The organism is Lentzea atacamensis, assembly GCF_003269295.1.
GTDB classification, from domain to species: domain Bacteria; phylum Actinomycetota; class Actinomycetes; order Mycobacteriales; family Pseudonocardiaceae; genus Lentzea; species Lentzea atacamensis.
This window is the reverse complement of record NZ_QLTT01000006.1, coordinates 206,704-224,344: the sequence shown is the minus strand read 5'-3', so window position 1 is coordinate 224,344 and position 17,641 is coordinate 206,704. Positions and strand designations below refer to the sequence as shown.

At 69.0% G+C, this 17,641-nt stretch carries 17 protein-coding genes; 9 read left to right on the top strand and 8 right to left on the bottom strand.

Features of this window, described 5'->3' with window-relative positions; genetic code table 11:
- Window positions 1-40 precede the first annotated feature (40 nt).
- On the top strand, window positions 41-472 hold the full coding sequence (locus C8D87_RS26750) for a hypothetical protein (RefSeq protein WP_146771880.1): 432 nt from the start codon (window positions 41-43) through the stop codon (window positions 470-472).
- On the opposite strand, the gene C8D87_RS26745 is transcribed toward C8D87_RS26750, so the two are convergent.
- Together C8D87_RS26745 and C8D87_RS26740 are read right to left on the bottom strand one after the other, a co-directional pair.
- Window positions 469-966, bottom strand: a complete 498-nt coding sequence (locus C8D87_RS26745; RefSeq protein ID WP_109632317.1) for a methylated-DNA--[protein]-cysteine S-methyltransferase — start codon at window positions 964-966, stop codon at window positions 469-471. The two genes, C8D87_RS26750 and C8D87_RS26745, sit on opposite strands and share 4 nt — an antisense overlap.
- On the bottom strand, window positions 963-2,249 hold the full coding sequence (locus C8D87_RS26740; protein ID WP_112228810.1) for a bifunctional transcriptional activator/DNA repair enzyme AdaA: 1,287 nt from the start codon (window positions 2,247-2,249) through the stop codon (window positions 963-965). The genes C8D87_RS26745 and C8D87_RS26740 overlap by 4 nt, the downstream gene beginning before the upstream one ends.
- Window positions 2,250-2,329: 80 nt before the next feature.
- On the opposite strand from C8D87_RS26740, the gene ychF reads away from it, so the two are divergent.
- Window positions 2,330-3,409 carry a redox-regulated ATPase YchF gene (gene ychF / locus C8D87_RS26735; protein ID WP_109632321.1) on the top strand — a complete coding sequence of 360 codons (1,080 nt, stop codon included), beginning with the start codon at window positions 2,330-2,332 and terminating at the stop codon, window positions 3,407-3,409.
- A 56-nt stretch (window positions 3,410-3,465) separates the two neighbouring features.
- Here the strand turns inward: ychF and C8D87_RS26730 are convergent, their stop codons facing one another.
- On the bottom strand, window positions 3,466-4,257 hold the full coding sequence (locus C8D87_RS26730) for an SAM-dependent methyltransferase (RefSeq protein WP_112229045.1): 792 nt from the start codon (window positions 4,255-4,257) through the stop codon (window positions 3,466-3,468).
- Between the two features lie 74 nt (window positions 4,258-4,331).
- On the opposite strand from C8D87_RS26730, the gene C8D87_RS26725 reads away from it, so the two are divergent.
- From C8D87_RS26725 to C8D87_RS26720, 3 genes are all read left to right on the top strand, one after another.
- Window positions 4,332-7,040 carry an AfsR/SARP family transcriptional regulator gene (locus tag C8D87_RS26725; protein WP_170166598.1) on the top strand — a complete coding sequence of 903 codons (2,709 nt, stop codon included), beginning with the start codon at window positions 4,332-4,334 and terminating at the stop codon, window positions 7,038-7,040.
- 56 nt (window positions 7,041-7,096) lie between these two features.
- Window positions 7,097-7,252: a DUF6131 family protein gene (locus C8D87_RS46200; RefSeq protein WP_086662791.1), complete on the top strand. Its 156-nt coding sequence runs from the start codon at window positions 7,097-7,099 to the stop codon at window positions 7,250-7,252.
- Between the two features lie 274 nt (window positions 7,253-7,526).
- Window positions 7,527-8,741: a mannosyltransferase gene (locus C8D87_RS26720; protein ID WP_112228808.1), complete on the top strand. Its 1,215-nt coding sequence runs from the start codon at window positions 7,527-7,529 to the stop codon at window positions 8,739-8,741.
- On the opposite strand, the gene C8D87_RS26715 is transcribed toward C8D87_RS26720, so the two are convergent.
- A complete protein-coding gene (locus C8D87_RS26715; protein ID WP_170166597.1) occupies window positions 8,658-9,641 on the bottom strand; it encodes a glycoside hydrolase family 88 protein in 984 nt (327 codons plus the stop codon). The two genes, C8D87_RS26720 and C8D87_RS26715, sit on opposite strands and share 84 nt — an antisense overlap.
- Window positions 9,642-9,700: 59 nt before the next feature.
- Window positions 9,701-9,994 (bottom strand): 4a-hydroxytetrahydrobiopterin dehydratase, encoded by a 294-nt coding sequence (locus C8D87_RS26710; protein ID WP_112229044.1) that lies wholly within the window; start codon window positions 9,992-9,994, stop codon window positions 9,701-9,703.
- Between the two features lie 137 nt (window positions 9,995-10,131).
- On the opposite strand from C8D87_RS26710, the gene C8D87_RS26705 reads away from it, so the two are divergent.
- Genes C8D87_RS26705 through C8D87_RS26690 form a run of 4 tightly spaced genes read left to right on the top strand, consistent with a single transcriptional unit; the run spans window position 10,132 to window position 14,454 of the window.
- A complete protein-coding gene (locus C8D87_RS26705; RefSeq protein ID WP_109632335.1) occupies window positions 10,132-11,130 on the top strand; it encodes a thiamine ABC transporter substrate-binding protein in 999 nt (332 codons plus the stop codon).
- Window positions 11,106-12,731 carry an ABC transporter permease gene (locus C8D87_RS26700; RefSeq protein ID WP_411711466.1) on the top strand — a complete coding sequence of 542 codons (1,626 nt, stop codon included), beginning with the start codon at window positions 11,106-11,108 and terminating at the stop codon, window positions 12,729-12,731. Before C8D87_RS26705 ends, C8D87_RS26700 begins: the two co-directional genes overlap by 25 nt.
- On the top strand, window positions 12,731-13,684 hold the full coding sequence (locus C8D87_RS26695) for an ABC transporter ATP-binding protein (RefSeq protein ID WP_109632337.1): 954 nt from the start codon (window positions 12,731-12,733) through the stop codon (window positions 13,682-13,684). Before C8D87_RS26700 ends, C8D87_RS26695 begins: the two co-directional genes overlap by 1 nt.
- Before the next feature lie 11 nt (window positions 13,685-13,695).
- Window positions 13,696-14,454 (top strand): SDR family oxidoreductase, encoded by a 759-nt coding sequence (locus tag C8D87_RS26690; protein ID WP_109632340.1) that lies wholly within the window; start codon window positions 13,696-13,698, stop codon window positions 14,452-14,454.
- 64 nt (window positions 14,455-14,518) lie between these two features.
- On the opposite strand, the gene C8D87_RS26685 is transcribed toward C8D87_RS26690, so the two are convergent.
- Genes C8D87_RS26685 through C8D87_RS26675 form a run of 3 tightly spaced genes read right to left on the bottom strand, consistent with a single transcriptional unit; the run spans window position 14,519 to window position 17,414 of the window.
- Entirely contained in the window at window positions 14,519-15,325 is an 807-nt protein-coding gene (locus C8D87_RS26685) for an ABC transporter permease (protein ID WP_112228806.1), read from the bottom strand.
- Complete coding sequence (locus tag C8D87_RS26680) at window positions 15,322-16,326, bottom strand: ABC transporter ATP-binding protein (RefSeq protein WP_109632344.1); 1,005 nt, start codon at window positions 16,324-16,326, stop codon at window positions 15,322-15,324. The genes C8D87_RS26685 and C8D87_RS26680 overlap by 4 nt, the downstream gene beginning before the upstream one ends.
- Window positions 16,323-17,414 (bottom strand): LolA family protein, encoded by a 1,092-nt coding sequence (locus C8D87_RS26675; protein WP_109632347.1) that lies wholly within the window; start codon window positions 17,412-17,414, stop codon window positions 16,323-16,325. The genes C8D87_RS26680 and C8D87_RS26675 overlap by 4 nt, the downstream gene beginning before the upstream one ends.
- Window positions 17,415-17,641: the final 227 nt, after the last annotated feature.

Sequence of the window (17,641 nt, the reverse complement as noted above, 5' to 3'; positions counted from 1 at the left end):
CCGGGTGGAGTACTCCCATGATTGTTTTGTGTGCCGCCGGGTGGGGCGAACCGTTGCGCTGCAACACGGTGCGACTCAGGGTGTGTGCCACTCGTCCCGGCGGCAGCTGGAGTGGCAGGACGACCTGGATGACGCGGGGATGCATCCGGCACCGATCAGGATCACCGGGTTCGACACCGCGTCGGATGGCGGGGTGGAGACGCTGCGATACCGGCTGTCGTTCTGGTGGTCGCCGTTCGCCGACCTCAAGCGGCCCGGCGAGCGGGGGAGCGAGCTGGGGGACAAGCCGTGGGTTCGCGTGTACTACCGCGTGGGGTGTCACACCTGCCGCGACTCCGGCGTGGACGACTGGGTCGGTGAGCAGAAGTCCTTGCAGAGCAACATGGTCTGGCCGGTCACCAGCTCGTGCGCGCGGTGCGGCACGGAGCTGGTGACCATGAGCGGGCCGCCGGAGATCAACCTCGTCGGTTAGGCCTCGTGGGCCAGCAGCCAGCGCTTCACGTCGAGGCCCCAGCGGAAGCCGCCGAGGTTGCCGCCGATGCGGATCACGCGGTGGCACGGGACGAAGAGGGCTGCTGAGTTTCGTGCGCAGGCCGAGGCCGCGGCACGGATGGCTGCCGGGCGGCCGGACATCTCGGCGTACTCGGAGTACGTGACCGGGGTGCCGGGGCGGACGGTGCGCAGGACGTCCCACGCGTGCTGGAGGAACGGACCCGACTTCTGGCGGACCTCCACCGTGTCGATCGCCGTCAGGTCGCCCTCGTGGTAGGCGACCACGGCCTTGGTGACGTCGCCCAGGTCGGTGCGCGGGGTGACCGAGGACGGGGCCAGTGACGGGTGGATCTGGGGGGTCAGCAGGGCGATGTCGGCGGTCCAGCCGCTCGCCAGCACCGCTCCGTCCGGCGCGACGATCGCGGTGAACGGCCCCGCTGGGGTGTCCACAGTGGACGTGTGTGCGACGCTCATGATGTTGCAGCCTTCCTCGTCAGGTGTGCTCCGGCGTAGGAGCGCCACGGTCGCCAATCTGGGCCGTGGGAAGTCAGGTTTCGCAGGGCAGGGGGGAGCACCAGGACGTCTGGTGCTCCCACCACCCGCATGGCCACCTCATCGGCGATCGACGGGCCGACCAACGGGGTCAGTTCTTCCGTCAGGTCCTCGAACGAGCGGCCCACGTCCACCGCGAGTCTGCCGGTCGCCAGTGCCTCGGTCACGGGGTGGTCTGCGGCCGAGTAAAGGTGGGTGAGCGTGCCGTCCGGGACCTGCAGGGGCACGCCGGCGTAAGGGGCCACCAGCCGCAGGAGGGTTTCGGCGCCGTCGACGCTGCCCGGGACGCGGATGCCCGGCGTTTCGCGGACGAGCGGGCCGATCACGGGGTCCTTGCCCAGGAACGAGTCGACGGCGACCGGGTCGGCGTCGAGGTCCAGCAGGCGGCGGACTCGGGAGACGGCCGCGCCCAGGTCGCGCATGTCGGCCAGGCGCAGTGAGCACAGGACGTGGTCGGCGGGAAACGTCAGGCGGACGGTGGCTTCGCCGTGGGGGAGCGACAGCGTTCGGGCGTAGGAGTCGGCGGTCACCTCCTCGACGCCGGGCAGGGCGTGGCGCCGGAAGTGGGCCAGCAGACCAGCCGCGTCGAACGGCTGGCGGTACGGGAGACGCAGGACGATCCGGCCCGGTGTGCCGACCGGAGCTTTGCCACGGCCGCGCATGTCGGACGGCGTCGAGGCGAAGACCATGCGGATGGTGTCGTTGAACTGGCGGACCGAGACGAAGCCCGCGGCGAAGGCGATGTCGGCGAACGGGAGCTCGGTCGTCTCGATCAGCAGGCGGGCGGCGTGGGCGCGGTGGGCGCGGGCCAGTGCGAGCGGGCCGGCGCCCAGCTCGGCGGTCAGGACGCGGGTCAGGTGGCGTTCCGAGTAGCCCAGGCGGGAGGCGAGGCCCGTGACGCCGTCGCGTTCGACCACGCCGTCGCTGATCAGGCGCATCGCGCGGGCGGCCAGGTCGGCGCGCAGGTTCCACTCCGGTGAGCCCGGCACGGCGTCCGGCAGGCAGCGGCGGCAGGCGCGGAAGCCCGCGGACTGGGCGGCGGCCGCCGTCAGGAAGAACTGGCTGTTGCGGCGCTTCGGGGTCACCGCGGGGCACGACGGCCGGCAGTAGATGCCGGTCGTGCGGACCGCGTGGATGAAGCACCCGTCGAAGCGGGCGTCGCGTGCGGCGCACACCCGGTACGCGTGCTCTTCGTCAATGACCATGTCAACGATCCTGCCAGCGGCAACGGGCAAAGGCTCGCGGGAATCGGACATGACCGTGGCCTGCCGTAGACTCGTCCCCCGTGAGTTTGACCCTCGGTATCGTCGGCCTGCCCAACGTCGGCAAGTCCACCCTGTTCAACGCGCTCACGCGCAACGACGTGCTCGCCGCGAACTACCCGTTCGCGACCATCGAGCCGAACGTCGGCGTCGTGCCGTTGCCGGACGCGCGCCTCACCAAGCTCGCCGAGATCTTCGGCTCCGAGCGCGAGGTGCCTGCCGTCGTGTCGTTCGTCGACATCGCGGGCATCGTCAAGGGCGCGTCGGAGGGCGAGGGCCTCGGCAACAAGTTCCTCGCCAACATCCGCGAGGCCAACGCGATCTGCCAGGTCATCCGCGTCTTCGACGACCCGGACGTCGTGCACGTCGACGGTCGCGTGGACCCGGCCTCCGACATGGAGACGATCAACACCGAGCTGATCCTCGCCGACCTCCAGACCCTGGAGAAGGCCATCCCGCGCCTCGAGAAGGAGGCGCGGATGCAGAAGGACCGCCGCCCCGCCCTCGAAGCGGCGCAGAAGGCCAAGGACATCCTCGACTCCGGCCGCACGCTGTTCTCCGCCCAGGCCGAGGTGGACCCCGCGCTGATCCGCGAGCTCTCCCTGCTCACCACGAAGCCGTTCCTCTACGTCTTCAACGCCGACGAGGGCGTGCTGGGCAACGAGACCCGCATGAAGGAGCTCCGCGAGCTCGTCGCCCCGGCCGACGCGGTGTTCCTCGACGCCAAGGTCGAGTCCGAGCTGCTGGAGCTGGACGAGGAGTCGGCCCGCGAGCTGCTGGAGTCCATCGGTCAGCACGAGCCGGGCCTGCACTCCCTGGCGCGCGCGGGTTTCCACACCCTCGGTCTGCAGACCTACCTGACCGCGGGCCCGAAGGAGGCGCGCGCGTGGACGATCCCGCAGGGCGCCACGGCCCCGCAGGCCGCGGGTGTCATCCACACGGACTTCGAGAAGGGCTTCATCAAGGCCGAAGTCGTGTCGTTCGAGGACCTGGTCGCGGCGGGCTCGAAGGCCGACGCGAAGGCAGCGGGCAAGGTCCGCATGGAGGGCAAGGACTACGTCATGGCCGACGGTGACGTGGTGGAGTTCCGCTTCAACGTCTGACATGTCGTGTTCATCCGTGCCGAGCTGCAGCTGGTGGGACGCGCTGTGCTCGTTCATCAGGCGGGAAGGGCGGCCGTGCACAGCGCGGTCGCGTTCGCCGCTGCCGGGTCCATGAAGTCCGGCAGCGGCCGCCCGTAGGCGACGGCGAGCGCCGGGATGCGGTCCACCGCCACGGTCCAGCCGTGCGCGGTCAGCCAGCCCGCCGGGTCGTCGACCGTCGCCACGAACTCCGCGCCCATGCTCCTGATCTTCTCCAGCGCGTCGACCACGGCCTCGCGGTCGTCGGCCGAGGCGTCCATGTGGTCGAACGCGAACCGGCTGCCGGGCGCGGACAGGCCGGAGATCGTGTCGAGCAGGCGCTTCTTGTCCGGCTCGCTCAGGTACTGGAGCAGGCCCTCCGCGACCCACGCCGTGGGCTGGTCCGCGGCGAACCCGGCGGCGGACAGCGCGGCGGTCCAGTCGTCGCGCAGGTCGACCGGCACGACGACGCGGGTGCAGGCCGCGGTGACGCCGGCAGTGGCGATCACCTCGTCCTTGAAGGCGAGGAGTTCCGGCAGGTCCAGTTCGAACAGGCGGACGTCCGGCGCCCATGGCAGGCGGAACGCGCGGGCGTCCAGGCCGGCGGCGAGCACGACGACCTGACGAGCGGAGTCCACGAGGAAGTTGTCGTAGAAGCGCGTGCGGATCGCCATGAACTCCGCCGCGCCCGGTGGGGCCGGTGGGATCTCCTGCTCGGCGGATGCCACGACGGCCGCTGCCAGTGGATCGTCGTGCAACCGGTCCGGTCGTGCGGCCTCCGTCGCGCGCATCGAGGCGACCCACAGCGCTGTCCTGCTCACTGCCTGCATGTGTTGAAGGCTGGCACCAGACCGCGTCTCGCGTCGAGCGCGTGTCTCAGGCCGCGCACCTAGACTCGTCCAGCGTGATCGTCGAGTACCGCGTGCTGGGGCCGTTGGAAGTGCTCGCCGACGGGGAGCCTGTCGCGGTCCCGGCGGGGCGCGGACGCGTGCTGCTTGCCACGTTGTTGTTGCGTGCCAACGAGTTCGTGCCGGTCGACGAGCTGGTCGACCGGGTGTGGGACGGCGAGCCGCCTGCCGGTGACCGTGCCTACAAGACGTTGCAGATGACGGTGAGCAGACTGCGCCAGGCGCTCGGGGAGGCGAACTGCCTCCAGACGTCGTCGCGCGGTTACTCGGCAGCTGTTTCACCGGAACAACTCGACCTCACCCGCTTCCGGGCACTGACCGCTCGCGGTGACCACCGTGCCGCGCTGGAACTGTGGCGTGGCCCCGTGCTGGCGAACGTCGCGTCCGAGTCGCTGCACCGTGACGACGTGCCGCTGCTGGTGGAGGAGCACGTGGTCGCGCTGGAACGCCGCATCGACCAGGACCTCGGCCGGGACACCGACGTGCTGGTGCCGGAACTGCGAAGACTGGTGAACCAATATCCGTTGCGTGAGACGTTCTGGGCCCAGCTGATGCTCGCCCTGCACCGGTCCAACCAGCAGGCCGAGGCGCTCGCGGTCTACCAGGAGGTCCGTGACCATCTCGCCGACGAACTGGGCGTCGACCCCGGCCCGCGGCTGCGCGAGGCGCACGAACTCGTGCTCAGTGGCGAGGTGCCTGCCGTCTCGGTCCCCCGTCAGCTCCCTGCCGGGGTCCCGCACTTCGTCGGCCGCGAGCACGAACTGTCGCGGCTGACCGAGATGCTCGCCATCCGGCCCGGTGCACCGGTGCTCATCTCGGCCATCAACGGCATCGGCGGTGTGGGCAAGACCGCGCTCGCGCTGCAGTGGGCGCACCAGGTCGCCGACCGGTTCCCGGACGGTCAGCTCTACGTCGATCTGCGCGGTTTCGACACGCGGGCCGAACCGCTGGACCCGTTCACCGTGGCCCGCGACTTCCTGCTGGCATTGGGTGTCGCCGCGAAGGACGTTCCGGCGTCCGAGGAGGCGCTGACAGCGGCTTACCGGTCGGCGCTGGCCCAGCGGCAGGTGTTGCTGGTGCTCGACAACGCCCGGGACGTCGAGCAGGTCCGGCCGCTGCTGCCCGGCGGCTCCGCCAACCTGGTGCTGATCACCAGCCGCAACCACCTGCGCGGGCTCGTCGCGCGCGAGGGTGCTCAACCGGTCGCCCTGGACGTCCTCGGTGAGCAGGCCGCGGTGCATCTGCTCACCGAGCGGATCGGCGCGGCACAGGTCGTCGCCGAGCCGGACGCGGTCTCCCGCCTGATCGAGAGGTGTGCGGGACTGCCGTTGGCGCTGGGCATCGTCGCCGCACGCGCAGCCTGCGGGGACTCGCTCGCGGTACTGGCGGACGAACTGGAGCAGGAACGGCTCGACGGGTTCGACATCGATGACCCGACGACCGGTCTTCGTGCGGTCTTCTCGTGGTCGCTCCGGGCGGCCAGTGAGCAGGCCGCCAACGTGTTCTTGCTGCTCGGCCTGCACCCCGGCCCGGACTTCAGCGTCGCCGCCGCGGCAAGCCTCGCCGGACTGCCGGTCGGACAGGTTCGGCGGGCGCTCGGGGAGCTCGTCGCGAGCAGCCTCGTCCACACAGGTGCGAACGGCAGGTTCGGACTGCACGACCTGCTGCGCGAGTTCGCGGCCGACTGCGCCGCCGAGCTGCCGGAAGAACAGCGGTCCGCGGCGCGGCAGCGGATGTTCGACCACTACCTCCACACCACCTGGTCGGCCTGCAGGAATGTCGAGGGCAACGGCATCCGCTGGCCCGGCCTGCCGCGGCCGGCGGAGTTCGCGGTGGTGGAGCCGGTCGCGAACGTGGAGGCCGCCTTCGACTGGTACGACGCCGAACACCACGTGTTGCTGGGCGTGTTCAGGCAGATGGAGGAGACCGGGGCGGACGACGTCCTGTGGACCTTTGCCTACTCCGTGCACATGTACCTGTTGCGCAGACGGCATCTCGACGAAGCGGTCGACGTCGAGACGCGTGGGCTCGCTGCCGCGCGACGCGACGGCAGCGTCTTCGGGCAATCGCGCCTCAACCGCTCGCTGGCAGCCGTTCATCTCGCGAAACGGGACTTCGCCCAGGCGGAGTCCTACCTGGCCGAAGCCCTGCGCTGTGACGAGGAGCTCGACGACGTGGGCGGGCAGTTGAACGACGCTCGCGGGCTGGCCTACATGTGCGAACTGCAGGGGAGGGCCGTGGACGGCCTGGCGATCCTGCACCGGGCGCATCCCCTCAGCGAACGTCTGGAGAGCAAGTTCGAGAAAGCCAGCTTCCTGGCCTCGTACGGCAGAGCGAACCACCTGGCGGGCGAGAGCGAACGCGCGATCGAACTCTGTCTTGAAGCACACGCGCTCTACGTCGAGCTGGCCCACACCGGCTCCATCGCCGCCAGCACGGCCTACGAGACTCTGGGCGACGTCTACGTGAAGCTCGGCAGGTATGCGGAGGCGGCCGGGCACCTGAAGACGTCCATCCGGATGTTGCGGCACACCCGGGACACGTACACGCTCGCCGCGGTTCTGGTGCGGCTGGCGAAGGTCCACATGGCGACCGGGGAACGCGAAACCGCTCGTGACCTGCTCGGGGAGGCGCTGGTCAGCTACGAGAAGCAACGCCCGGAGGAGGCGGACGAGGTGCGCGGGCTGCTCAGTTCACTCGATTAGGTTTGTACCGACGTCTGTGGGGTAGCCAAGAGCAAGATTCCCCACCTGGAGGTGTCATGATCGTTCTCGGTCTGATCCTGCTCGTCGTCGGATGGCTGGCCGGTATCAGCATTCTGACGACCATCGGAGTGGTGCTTCTGGTGATCGGCGCCATCCTCGCCGTCCTCGGCGCTGTGGGCAAGCCGGTCGGCGGTCGTGCGCACTACTTCTGACGCACAAGCGTCGTCTTTCCCCTCGGAAAGATGAAAGGGAGAGCCTCCACAATGGAGGTTCTCCCTTTCGCTTGTCTGGCAAGTGTTTCAGACGTTGCCCTTGGTGCGAGCGGCAGCGGCGAACACTCCGAACGCGACCCCCAGCATGGCCAGAGCGGCGACAGCGGCAACTACAAGATCAACAGACATGATCAGCAAAACTCCCTCTAGCGATCTCTCCCGTTCAGATGACGCTCGGGTACCCCCGGAAGTTGCCTCGGGTAACGTTTTCGGGGTGAAACTCCGTGCTGTGGAAGCGCGTGTGCTCTCCGTAGCACCGTGGCTGCTCGCGTTGTCGGTCGTCGGGCACCTGCTGATGGTCGCCTTCCAGGCGAAGATGACCATGATCGACCTGCTGGTCTACCGCAACGGGTCGCCGCACCTGTTCAAGGGCGACCTGTACGAGTGGCGGCTCGAGCAGTACGCGGACGTGTTCCCGCTGCCGTTCACCTACCCGCCGTTCGCGGCCGCGATCTTCACGCCGATGAGCTGGGTGCCGTGGGAAGCGTCACGGTGGATCTGGCAGCTCATCTGCCTCGGCTGCCTGTACTACATCGTGCGCACGAGCTTGAAGCTGCTGAACCTGCACGACCCGCGCCGCGTGATGCTGTGGACCGCGCTGACGCTGTGGATCGAGCCGGTGCGCACGACGCTGAACTACGGCCAGATCAACCTGGTCCTGGTGGCGATCCTGATCGGAACGCTGGCCAGTGCGCGCAACTGGGTCGCCGGCGCCGGTGTGGGTTTCGCCGCGGGCATCAAGCTGACGCCCGCGATCTCCGGGCTCTACTTCCTCATTCAGCGCCGATGGATGGCCGCTGTCTGGTCCTTCGTGGCGTTCGTCGCGGTGTACGGCATCGGCTGGGCCGTCTCGCCCACGCAGTCCGACAAGTTCTGGTTCCAGCTGCTCGGTGACGCGAGCCGCGTGGGACCGGTCGGCAGCGCGATCAACCAGTCGCTGCGCGGTGCGCTGAGCCGGACGATCGGCGACGACGTCGGGACCGGGAAGCTGTACGTCCTCGGCGTGCTCGTCGCCGCCGCGCTGACGTGGTTCGCCGTCAGCAAGACCAAGGACGCGCTGGCGTTGATCGTCAGCGTGCAGATGCTCGGCCTGCTGGTCTCGCCGATCTCGTGGAGCCACCACTGGGTGTGGATGGTGCCCGCCCTCCTGTGGCTGATCTACGAGGGCGGACACCTCCTGTGCAAGATCGCCGCCGGCCTGTGGGTGCTGCTGACCGGCGGCTACCTCATCTCGTTCCTGCTGATCGCCCAGCCGAACATCTGGGACTTCTCGCGTCCCTGGTACTTCATGCTGCTCGGCTGGGGCTACCCGGCGGCCGGGATGCTCACGCTCGTCGCGATCGGCCTAGCAGCCCGGCGTAAGAGGAACGAGCTGCTGCCCGGCGAGGAGGAAGCTGCCGACGGCGAACCCAGCCGAGTCTCCGGCTGAGGCGGGCTTCCAGGAGTTGCGGGCCGCCGTCCAGCCGAGCAGGCCGTCGGCGTCCACCGCGGTCAGGAGCGCCTGCCAGCTCTTCCGCACGAGGGGCAGGTAGGTGTCCCGGTCGAGCACGCCCGTGTTGACGCCGGCGGCGAACGCGTAGGTGATCATCGCGGTGGCCGCCGAGTCCTTGCCGGTGGCGCCCCAGAAGCCGTCGTGGCGCTGCAGGTACCGCAACGTCTGCGCGCTCTTGCGCAGCGTCCTGGCGTAGTCGGCCCGGTACGGGCTGTCCGCCGGCAGCGCCAGGATCGCCTTGGCGAGACCCTGCACGGCCCAGCCGTTGGTCTGCACGTTCCGGCTCCACAGGCCCGTGACCTCGTTGAACGTCCTCTTCTTGAGGCTGCGGTAGGACCGGTACGAGTAGTCGAGCATGTCCTGGTCGAGGTCGCGTACGGCGACCTGGGTGAACGACGGCAGCGACATGGTCAGCGCGTCCGGCGACTTCCAGAAGTCGGTCCTGCCGGTCTTCACCTGGGCGCGCAGGTTGTCCCGCAGCGGCTGGAGCACCTCCGGCTCCGGGTGGAAGAACGAGACCGCCAGGTAGGCCTCACCGCTCGCCTGCGGGTCCGGGGCGTACGGGTTCGCCGGGTCGATCGGCAGCAGGAACTTGTTCGCCCGGACCCACGGCCACGTCTTGTGGTTGCTGATCCCGGTCGTCCTGACCTGCGCGATGTTGCCGACGTGGAAGTTCGCGTTGGACCAGTTGTTCGCCGTGAGGCCGGTGCCCCTGGTGACCCAGGCCTGACTGGCCTTGATCATCATGTCCGTCACGGCACAGGGCACGGCCTGAGCGGCCGCGGGAGCGATCAGAAGGCTGCCGGCCAGTGCCACGACGAAAAGTGGTGTGCGCAACCGCATGAGGGTGTTCCCTCTCATATCCGCGGGCGGCGGCAGCGCACATCTTGACCGAATCAGGCCAACGCGTCCAGGACTCCGTCGATTTCCTCGGCGAGAGACACGTCCAGCGCGGTGATTCCTCCCTTGTAATGAGTGCTCAGGCGGAATGTCAGGGTCTTGTAGCGGATGTCGATGTCGGGGTGGTGGTTGTCGTTCTCCGCGATCTCGGCGATCCGGTTCACGACCATGATCGCCTGCGCGAAGCTCTCCAGCTCCACGGTGCGCACCAGTGCCGCGTCCTGGGCGGCCCAGTCGGGCAGTTTGGGCAGCACGTCGTTCAGCTGATCGTCGCTCAACAGCTCGGCCATGTCCTGATCGTCCCACCACGTCACGTAAGCTGCGCGTTTGCCACGGGAGTCCGGTGAAGCGCCGGGCTGAGAGGAGGGCTCGCAAGCCCTCGACCGTCCACCTGATCCGGGTCATACCGGCGTAGGGAGAGATTTGGATGAGAAGGATTTTTGCTGTTCTCGCCGCGCTGGCGCTGACCGGTTGTTCGGCCGGTACTTCGACCGCGCCGCAAACGCACGAGGTCACTTTGGTGACGCACGACTCGTTCGTGGTGAAGGAAGGCCTCTTCGACGAGTTCCAGAAGGCCACCGGGATCACCGTGAAGCAGATCGCGAGCGGTGACGCGGGTGAGCTCACGAACAAGCTGGTGCTCACCAAGTCCAACCCGATCGGCGACGTCGCGTTCGGCGTCGACTCGACCTTCGCGTCACGGGCGCTGTCGGAGGGCGTGTTCGCCGAGTACGCCTCGCCGGAGGCCACGAAGGGCGCCCAGCGGTACAAGGTCGACGACACCGGGCGCCTCCACGCCGTCGACGTCGGCGACGTGTGCCTGAACATCGACCCGGCCAAGCTCGGCGGGGTCGAACCGGCCTCGTACGAGGACCTGACCGACCCGAAGTTCAAGGACAAGCTGGTCGTGGAGAACCCGGCCACGTCCTCGCCCGGTCTCGCGTTCCTGCTCGGCACGATCGCGAAGTTCGGCGAGAACGGCTGGCAGGAGTACTGGACCAAGCTCAAGGCCAACGGCGTCAAGGTCGTGAGCGGCTGGGAAGAGGCCTACAACCAGGAGTTCTCCGCCACCAAGGGAGACCGGCCGATCGTCGTCTCGTACGCGTCGTCGCCGTCGGCCGAGGGCGGGAAGACCAAGGCCGTGCTCGGCACCTGCTACCGGCAGGTCGAGTACGCGGGCGTGCTGGCGGGGGCCAAGAACTCCGCGGACGCGCAGAAGGTGCTGGACTTCCTGCTGGGTGAGAAGTTCCAGGCGCAGGTCGCCGAGCAGATGTACGTCTACCCGTCGCGTGAGGGTGTCGCGCTGCCCGAGTCGTGGGCCAAGGACGCGCCGCTGCCGCCGAACCCGCAGACGCTGCCCGCGGACAAGGTCAAGGACAACCGCGAAGCCTGGGTCGAGCAGTGGCGCAAGCTCGTGCAGGGCTGAGCAGGACCCGGCTCTTCGGGGCGCGTTCTGGCTGGTCGGCGGCGGCTCTGCTGCCGCTGGCCTTCCTGGCGCTGTTCTTCGCCTGGCCGGTGCTCGCGATCGTCACCCTGGGGCTGGACGAGGGCGGCGTGCTCAAGGCGCTGTTCTCCGCCGAGACCTGGGAGCTGGTCGCGTTCACGCTCGGCCAGGCTTTCGCGTCGACGGTGGTGGCGATCATCGCCGGGCTGCCGGTGGCGTTCGTGCTGGCGCGGTGCCGGATTCGCGGGCTCGGGCTGGTGCGCGCGGCCGTGATGGTGCCGTTCGTCCTGCCGACCGTGGTGGTGGGACTGGCGTTCCGCACGTTCTGGCCCGACGGCGGGGTGCTGCCGATCGTCCTGGCCAACGCGTTCTTCAACGTCGCCGTGGTCGCGCGGACCGTTGGCGGGCTGTGGGCGCACACCGATCGGCGGGCGGAGGACGCGGCTCGGGCTCTCGGGGCTTCCCGGCCGCGGGCGTTCCTGTCGGTCGTGCTGCCGGCGCTGGCTCCCGCGATCGGGTCCGCGGCTGCCGTGGTGTTTCTCTTCTGCGCCACCAGTTTCGGTGTGGTGCTGGTGCTGGGCGGGTCGCGGTACCGGACTCTGGAGACCGAGATCTACCTGCGGACCGTCGAGCTGTTCGACCTGTCCGGGGCGGCCGCGCTGTCGTTGCTGCAGTTCGCGGCGGTGCTGGCGGTGCTGGTGCTGGGAGCCCTGGCCCGGCGGCGGCGGGAGACCGCGTTGTCGTTGCGCGACAGGGAAGAGCTGGCGCGGCGGCCGTCCGGGGGTGAGTGGTACGTCGTCGCCGGGGCCGGTCTGGTAGTGGTGGCGTTGCTGGCGCCGGTGGTCGGGCTGGTGACGCGGTCGCTGTCGACTCGGGACGGCTGGAGCCTCGCCGGGTATGCCGCGCTCGCCACCCGTGGAGATCGCGGGACGCTGGCGGTGACCGGGTTCGACGCGGCCCTGAACTCGGTGCGGACGGCGTTCGACGCGACCGTGGTGGCGTTGGTGGTCGGAGTGTTCTCGGCCGTGGTGCTGGTCGGGCTGCGGCGGTCCGGTGGCCGGATCGCCGAGGTGCTGGACACCGCGCTGATGCTGCCCCTCGGCGTGTCCGCGGTGACGGTCGGGTTCGGCTACCTGGTGACGATGGACGCGTTGCCGGGGGACTTCCGCACTTCGCCGCTGCTGGTGCCGTTGGCGCAGGCGCTGGTGGTGACGCCGTTGATCGTGCGGATGGTCCTGCCGGTGTTGCGGGCCGTGGACGAACGGCTGAGGCAGGCGGCGGCGACGTTGGGGGCCTCGCCGCTGCGCGTGTGGCGTGAGGTGGACCTGCCGCTGGTGGGGCGGTCGCTGGTGGCGGCGGCAGGGTTCGGGTACGTGGTGGCGCTGGGTGAGTTCGGGGCGACGAGCTTCCTGGCCCGGCCGGACGCACCGACGTTGCCGGTGGTGATCGCGCGGCTGATGTCGCGGCCGGGGGAGTTGAACAGCCAGATGGCCTACGCGGCGTGTGCGCTGCTGATGGTCGTCACGGTCGGGTGCGTGCTGCTGATCGAACGGTTGCGCGTGCCGAGCAGCGGGGAGTTCTGATGGCGCTGGAACTTGACTCGATCACCGTCCGATATGGACAGACGGTCGCCGTGTCGGACGTGTCGCTTTCGGTGGCGGACGGCGAGGTCGTGGCGTTGCTCGGGCCGTCGGGGTGCGGGAAGTCGACGCTGCTGCGCACGATCGCCGGGCTGGAGAAGCCTTCCTCCGGCTCCGTCCGCTGGGACTCGGCGGACCTGGCAGGGGTGCCGGTGCACCGGCGCGAGTTCGGGCTGGTCTTCCAGGACGGGCAGCTGTTCCCGCACCGGTCGGTGGCCGGGAACGTGGCTTTCGGCCTGCGGATGCAGAAGGTCGAGCGCGAGTCGCGCGACAAGCGGGTGCTGTCGCTGCTGGAGCTGGTCGGGCTCGAGGGTTACGCGGATCGGCGCGTGACGCAGCTTTCCGGCGGTGAGCAGCAACGGGTGGCGCTGGCGCGGGCACTGGCCCCCTCACCGCGGTTGCTGCTGCTGGACGAGCCGTTGTCGGCGCTGGACCGGGCGTTGCGAGAGCAGCTCGCGGTCGACCTGGCGCGGTTGCTGCGAGAGGCCGCCACGACGGCTTTGGTCGTGACGCACGACCACGACGAGGCGTTCACGCTGGCCGACCGGGTGGCGATCATGTCGCGCGGCAGGATCGTCCAGGTCGGGCCGCCGGCCGAGGTGTGGTCGTCGCCGGTCGACGTCGAGACCGCGAAGTTCCTGGGGTGCAACAAGTTCGTGCCCGGTTCGTTCGTGGGGCTTTCGGTTGGACGGGTTGGGCTGCGGGCCACGGCGTTGCGCGTTGATCCGGCGGGGCCGCTCGAGGGCACTGTGCTGGAGCGGGTGCATCGGCGGGACCACGTGCGGCTGCTGGTGGAGATCGATGGCGAGGAGTACGAGGCCGTTGGCCCGATGACCGAGGTCGGGGACCGGGTTCGGCTCGAAATTGACTTGGACGGCGTTGCTCGAATCGGTTAGCTGGAAGTACTATGGGACATCTTGAAGGACGAGTAGCCCTCGTCACCGGAGTGAGCAGGCGGCAGGGCATCGGGTACGCGACCGCGCGGCGGCTGGCCGGGCTGGGCGCTGATCTGTTCGTGCAGCACCACGTGGCGCACGACGCCGAGCAGCCGTGGGGTGCGGACTCGATCGAGGACGTGATCGCCGGCATCGGTGGTCGGGTGGAGCACCTCGGGCTCGATCTTGCTCTGCCGGACGCGCCGGAGCAGTTGATGGCGGCTGCGGTCAAGGCTTACGGGCGCGTTGACGTGCTGGTGTGCAACCACGCGAGCAGTGGGCCTGACGGAGGGCTCGGTGAGCTGAGCGCGGCCAAGATCGACGCGCTCTACGCGGTGAACACCCGGTCGTCGGTTCTGCTGACGCAAGCGTTTGCCGAACAGCACGACGGCGCGAAGGGCGGCCGGGTCGTGTTCATGACGTCCGGGCAGAACCTCGGACCGATGCCAGGTCAGATCGCCTATGCCGCGGCGAAGGGTGCGTTGGTGGGCATCATGCCGACGTTGTCCCACCAGCTGATCAGGCAGGGGATCACCGTCAACGCCGTGAACCCCGGCCCGACCGACACCGGTTATGCGACAGAGGAGACACATGAGTGGGTGCGGGAGCGGATGCCGCTCGGCCGCTGGGGCCAGCCGGACGACGCCGCGCGGCTGGTCTCCTGGCTCTGCACCGACGACGCCGAGTGGATCACCGGTCAGGTGATCAACAGCGAGGGCGGGTTCCGGTAGCTCTGAGGTTGATGAGGGGAGCTTTCCCCGACGTCAGGTTGAGGAAAGCTCCCCTCATCAACTTCTAGCTGTCCTTCGTGATCAGGCGCATCGCGGCGAGGCCCGTGCCGATCAGCAGGTAGCAGCCCGCGAGCAGCGTGCTGTCCCAGATCTGGTTCAGCGGCATCGGGTCTCGCATCACGTCGACCAGGCCGGGGAAGCCCGTCGTGATCAGGAACGGGTGCAGCCAGTCGAGCGACGGGAACTGCCCCAGCACCTGGAACACGATGATCGTCGTCATCGTCGCCGCCTGCACCACCAGCGGGTGCTCGGTGGTCGAGCTGACGGCGAGGGCGACCGCGCCGATCGACACCATCTGGAACGTCACCAGCACGATGAAGAAGGCGATGCGCAGCAGGCCTTCTCCGGTGCTCAGCGTGGTGCCGGACAGCGTCATCATGCCGTTCATGCCGAGGAACGCGGTGCCGGCGATGATGCCCACGACCGCCATCAGCGTGACGGCGAAGAGCGACATCGCGGTGAGCCCGAAGAGCTTCACGAACAGCAGCCGCACCCGTGACACCGGGGCGACGAGCAGTCCGCGCAACGTGCCGTGCTGCGCCTCGCCCGCGAGACCGTCCGCCGCCCAGATCGACGCCACCAGCGGCAGCAGCAGGTTGAGCGACAGGAACAGGGTGAAGATCGGCACGACCATGCCGTTGCCCTGGATGATCGCGCCGAGACCCGGCCCGCCGCCGCCGCCGTCCTCACCGGCGGTCCAGATGCCGAAGCTGATGATGATCGGCACCAGGACGAGCCCGAACAGGCCGATGAGGGTCCGCGGCCTGCGCAGCATCCAGCGCACCTCGGAACCGAACTGACGCGTGATCATCGCGGTCCCCCGTCCAGCGTGTCCACAGCGGACATTCCGCGCTCGGCCTCCTCGGCCTCGGTGAGCCGCGCGAACAGCTCCTCAAGGCCGGTCTTCCACCGCGTCGCCTCGTAGACCCCGACGCCGGCCTTCACCAGCGTTTCGATCACCTGCGGTGCCGACGTCCCTGCGAGTTCGACCCGCAGGCCCTCGCCGAGCGGCCGTGCGGAGATCTTCGCCTGCCGAAGTGCGCTGAGCGCGGTCTCGACGTCCGGGGTGATGACTTGGAGCGCCGAGCCGCCCGCCTGCAGCAGCTCGGTCAGTTCACCTTGCGCCACAACGGTTCCGCGGTGGAGCACCGCGACGTGCGTGCAGGTGGCCTCGACCTCGCTCAGCAGGTGGCTGGAGACCAGCACCGTGCTGCCCTGGTCGTGCAGCTCCGCGATGATCTTGCGGATCTCCCGCGTACCCGCAGGGTCGAGACCGTTGGTCGGCTCGTCGAGCACGACCAGCTTGCGCGGCACGAGCAACGCCGCGGCCAGGCCGAGGCGTTGCTTCATGCCGAGCGAGTACCCGCGGTACCTGCGGTGTGCGGCCTGGGCGAGCCCGACGCGTTCGAGCGCGTCCTCGACGGCGTGCTTGATGTCGCGCTTCTCGAGGAGCGGCTCGAACGCGGCACACCTGATGAGGTTCTCCCGCCCCGACAGGAACGGGTGGAACCCGGGACCCTCGACCAGCGCGCCAACGTGCGGCAGCGCCTGCTCGGCACCGTCCGGCAACGACCGGCCCAGCAGCTCGATCTCCCCCTGTGTCGGCCGCACCAACCCGAGCAGCATCCGGATCGTGGTCGTCTTGCCCGACCCGTTGGGGCCGAGCATGCCGAGCACGGCCCCTTCCGGCAGCTCGAGGTCGACGCGGTCGACGGCGACCGTGCTCCCGTACTCCTTGCGCAGACCCCTGGTCCGCGCGGCGACAGCCTGTTGCGTTGGTGCTGTCACCGGCGCGCTGGTCGAGGTGGTCACTTCACCTGTCCGATCGTGTCGAACAGCACCTGCTCGGGAACGGCACCCGCGACCACCCGGCCGTCGTCCGCGATCAGGATCGTGGCGACCTTCGTGGTGAACAGGTTGCCGGAGCCCCAGCTGCCGCTGACCTTCTTCGTGAACCTGTCGACCAGGCCCTGGGCCTCGGCCGGCACCTGGGTCATGGCCTCAGCGGGAATCCTCGCGCCGATCACCGAGTCCCAGCCGGTGCCGAAGATCTGCGGGTCCTTGCCGTGCAGGGCCGCTTCCAGGCCTGCTTCCGGCAGCTTCTCGCGCGACTCGGCTTCCTTGGCCTCCGGCGTGGTCACCTTGGCGTTGGCCGGCGGGGTGAACTCGAACAGCTTCGGATCCTGCGGGCCCACGTTGATCTGCGTGAAGCCGACCGTGCCCGCCGGTTCCGCGGTGCCGTTCGTCAGCACGGCCACGCGCAGGGGCATCTTCAGCTCGGAGTCCACGGCGATCCTGACCTCGCGGATCAGGGTCTTCTCGGTGGGCTTCGGGGTCAGGACGAGCTCGTACGCGGCCCGGTTCGCCACCCGTGCGGTGCCGTCGACGCTGATCTCGCTGAACTCCTTGGTCATGGTGACGATCTCCTTGGCCGCGGTGGCCGGGTCGATCGCCTTCTGCTCTGCGGAGTTCTTGTCCTGGTCCTTGTTCTCGGGCTTGGGGTCGGCCTTGTGTTCGGACTTCGTGACCTCGTTGGTCTGGGAGTTCCAGGACCAGGTGGTTTTGCCGTCGTCCACGATGGTCTGCTCGGACTGGCCGTTCGGGAGGGCCAGCCGGAGCTTGCCCGTGCCGTCGGTCCAGATCCTGCCGCTGTGCTTGCCGTCGGCCAGCTGCGGGATTTCTGCGATTGCCGGGAGGCCCAGCTTGTTGTCGACCTCCACTGTGCCGCCGAACGCGCCCGGCTTGACGGTCATGACCTGTTCTACCAGGGCTTCCGGGGCGATATCGGGTAGAGATGGTGGCTGGCCTGCGCCTGCTGGCATGGCTAGCAGGCTCAGGCCTGCTGCACCGGTGAGCACTCCGGCCGTTGCTACGGCCAGGGTCACCTTTCGCTTGTTCATCCTGTCCCCTCCTCCAAGGGCTTGTAGGTCTAGCTTGGGGGCGGGTTGCTGAGATGATGCTGAGACTAGTTCTACCTGGGGTTTTGTGCTCGGTTTTGGGTGCGCGCGGGGTGCGTGGGTCGTCACCCGGGTTGCGTTGGCGGGTTCCGGTTCGTTGTTCATAGGTGGCCGGGTCGCTCTGTCATGTGCCGGTTGCGAGGGTTTTCCCGGGGCTCCGCCCCAGACCC

Excerpts from the sequence above, each read along its gene's own strand:
- C8D87_RS26690 (WP_109632340.1), top strand. The coding sequence starts at position 13,696 with ATGGGACATCTTGAAGGACGAGTAGCCCTCGTCACCGGAGTGAGCAGG.
- C8D87_RS26740 (WP_112228810.1), bottom strand. The coding sequence starts at position 2,249 with ATGGTCATTGACGAAGAGCACGCGTACCGGGTGTGCGCCGCACGCGAC.
- C8D87_RS26685 (WP_112228806.1), bottom strand. The coding sequence starts at position 15,325 with ATGATCACGCGTCAGTTCGGTTCCGAGGTGCGCTGGATGCTGCGCAGG.
- C8D87_RS26745 (WP_109632317.1), bottom strand. The coding sequence starts at position 966 with ATGAGCGTCGCACACACGTCCACTGTGGACACCCCAGCGGGGCCGTTC.
- C8D87_RS26710 (WP_112229044.1), bottom strand. The coding sequence starts at position 9,994 with ATGGCCGAGCTGTTGAGCGACGATCAGCTGAACGACGTGCTGCCCAAA.
- C8D87_RS26705 (WP_109632335.1), top strand. The coding sequence starts at position 10,132 with ATGAGAAGGATTTTTGCTGTTCTCGCCGCGCTGGCGCTGACCGGTTGT.
- C8D87_RS26730 (WP_112229045.1), bottom strand. The coding sequence starts at position 4,257 with ATGCAGGCAGTGAGCAGGACAGCGCTGTGGGTCGCCTCGATGCGCGCG.
- C8D87_RS26675 (WP_109632347.1), bottom strand. The coding sequence starts at position 17,414 with ATGAACAAGCGAAAGGTGACCCTGGCCGTAGCAACGGCCGGAGTGCTC.
- C8D87_RS26695 (WP_109632337.1), top strand. The coding sequence starts at position 12,731 with ATGGCGCTGGAACTTGACTCGATCACCGTCCGATATGGACAGACGGTC.
- C8D87_RS46200 (WP_086662791.1), top strand. The coding sequence starts at position 7,097 with ATGATCGTTCTCGGTCTGATCCTGCTCGTCGTCGGATGGCTGGCCGGT.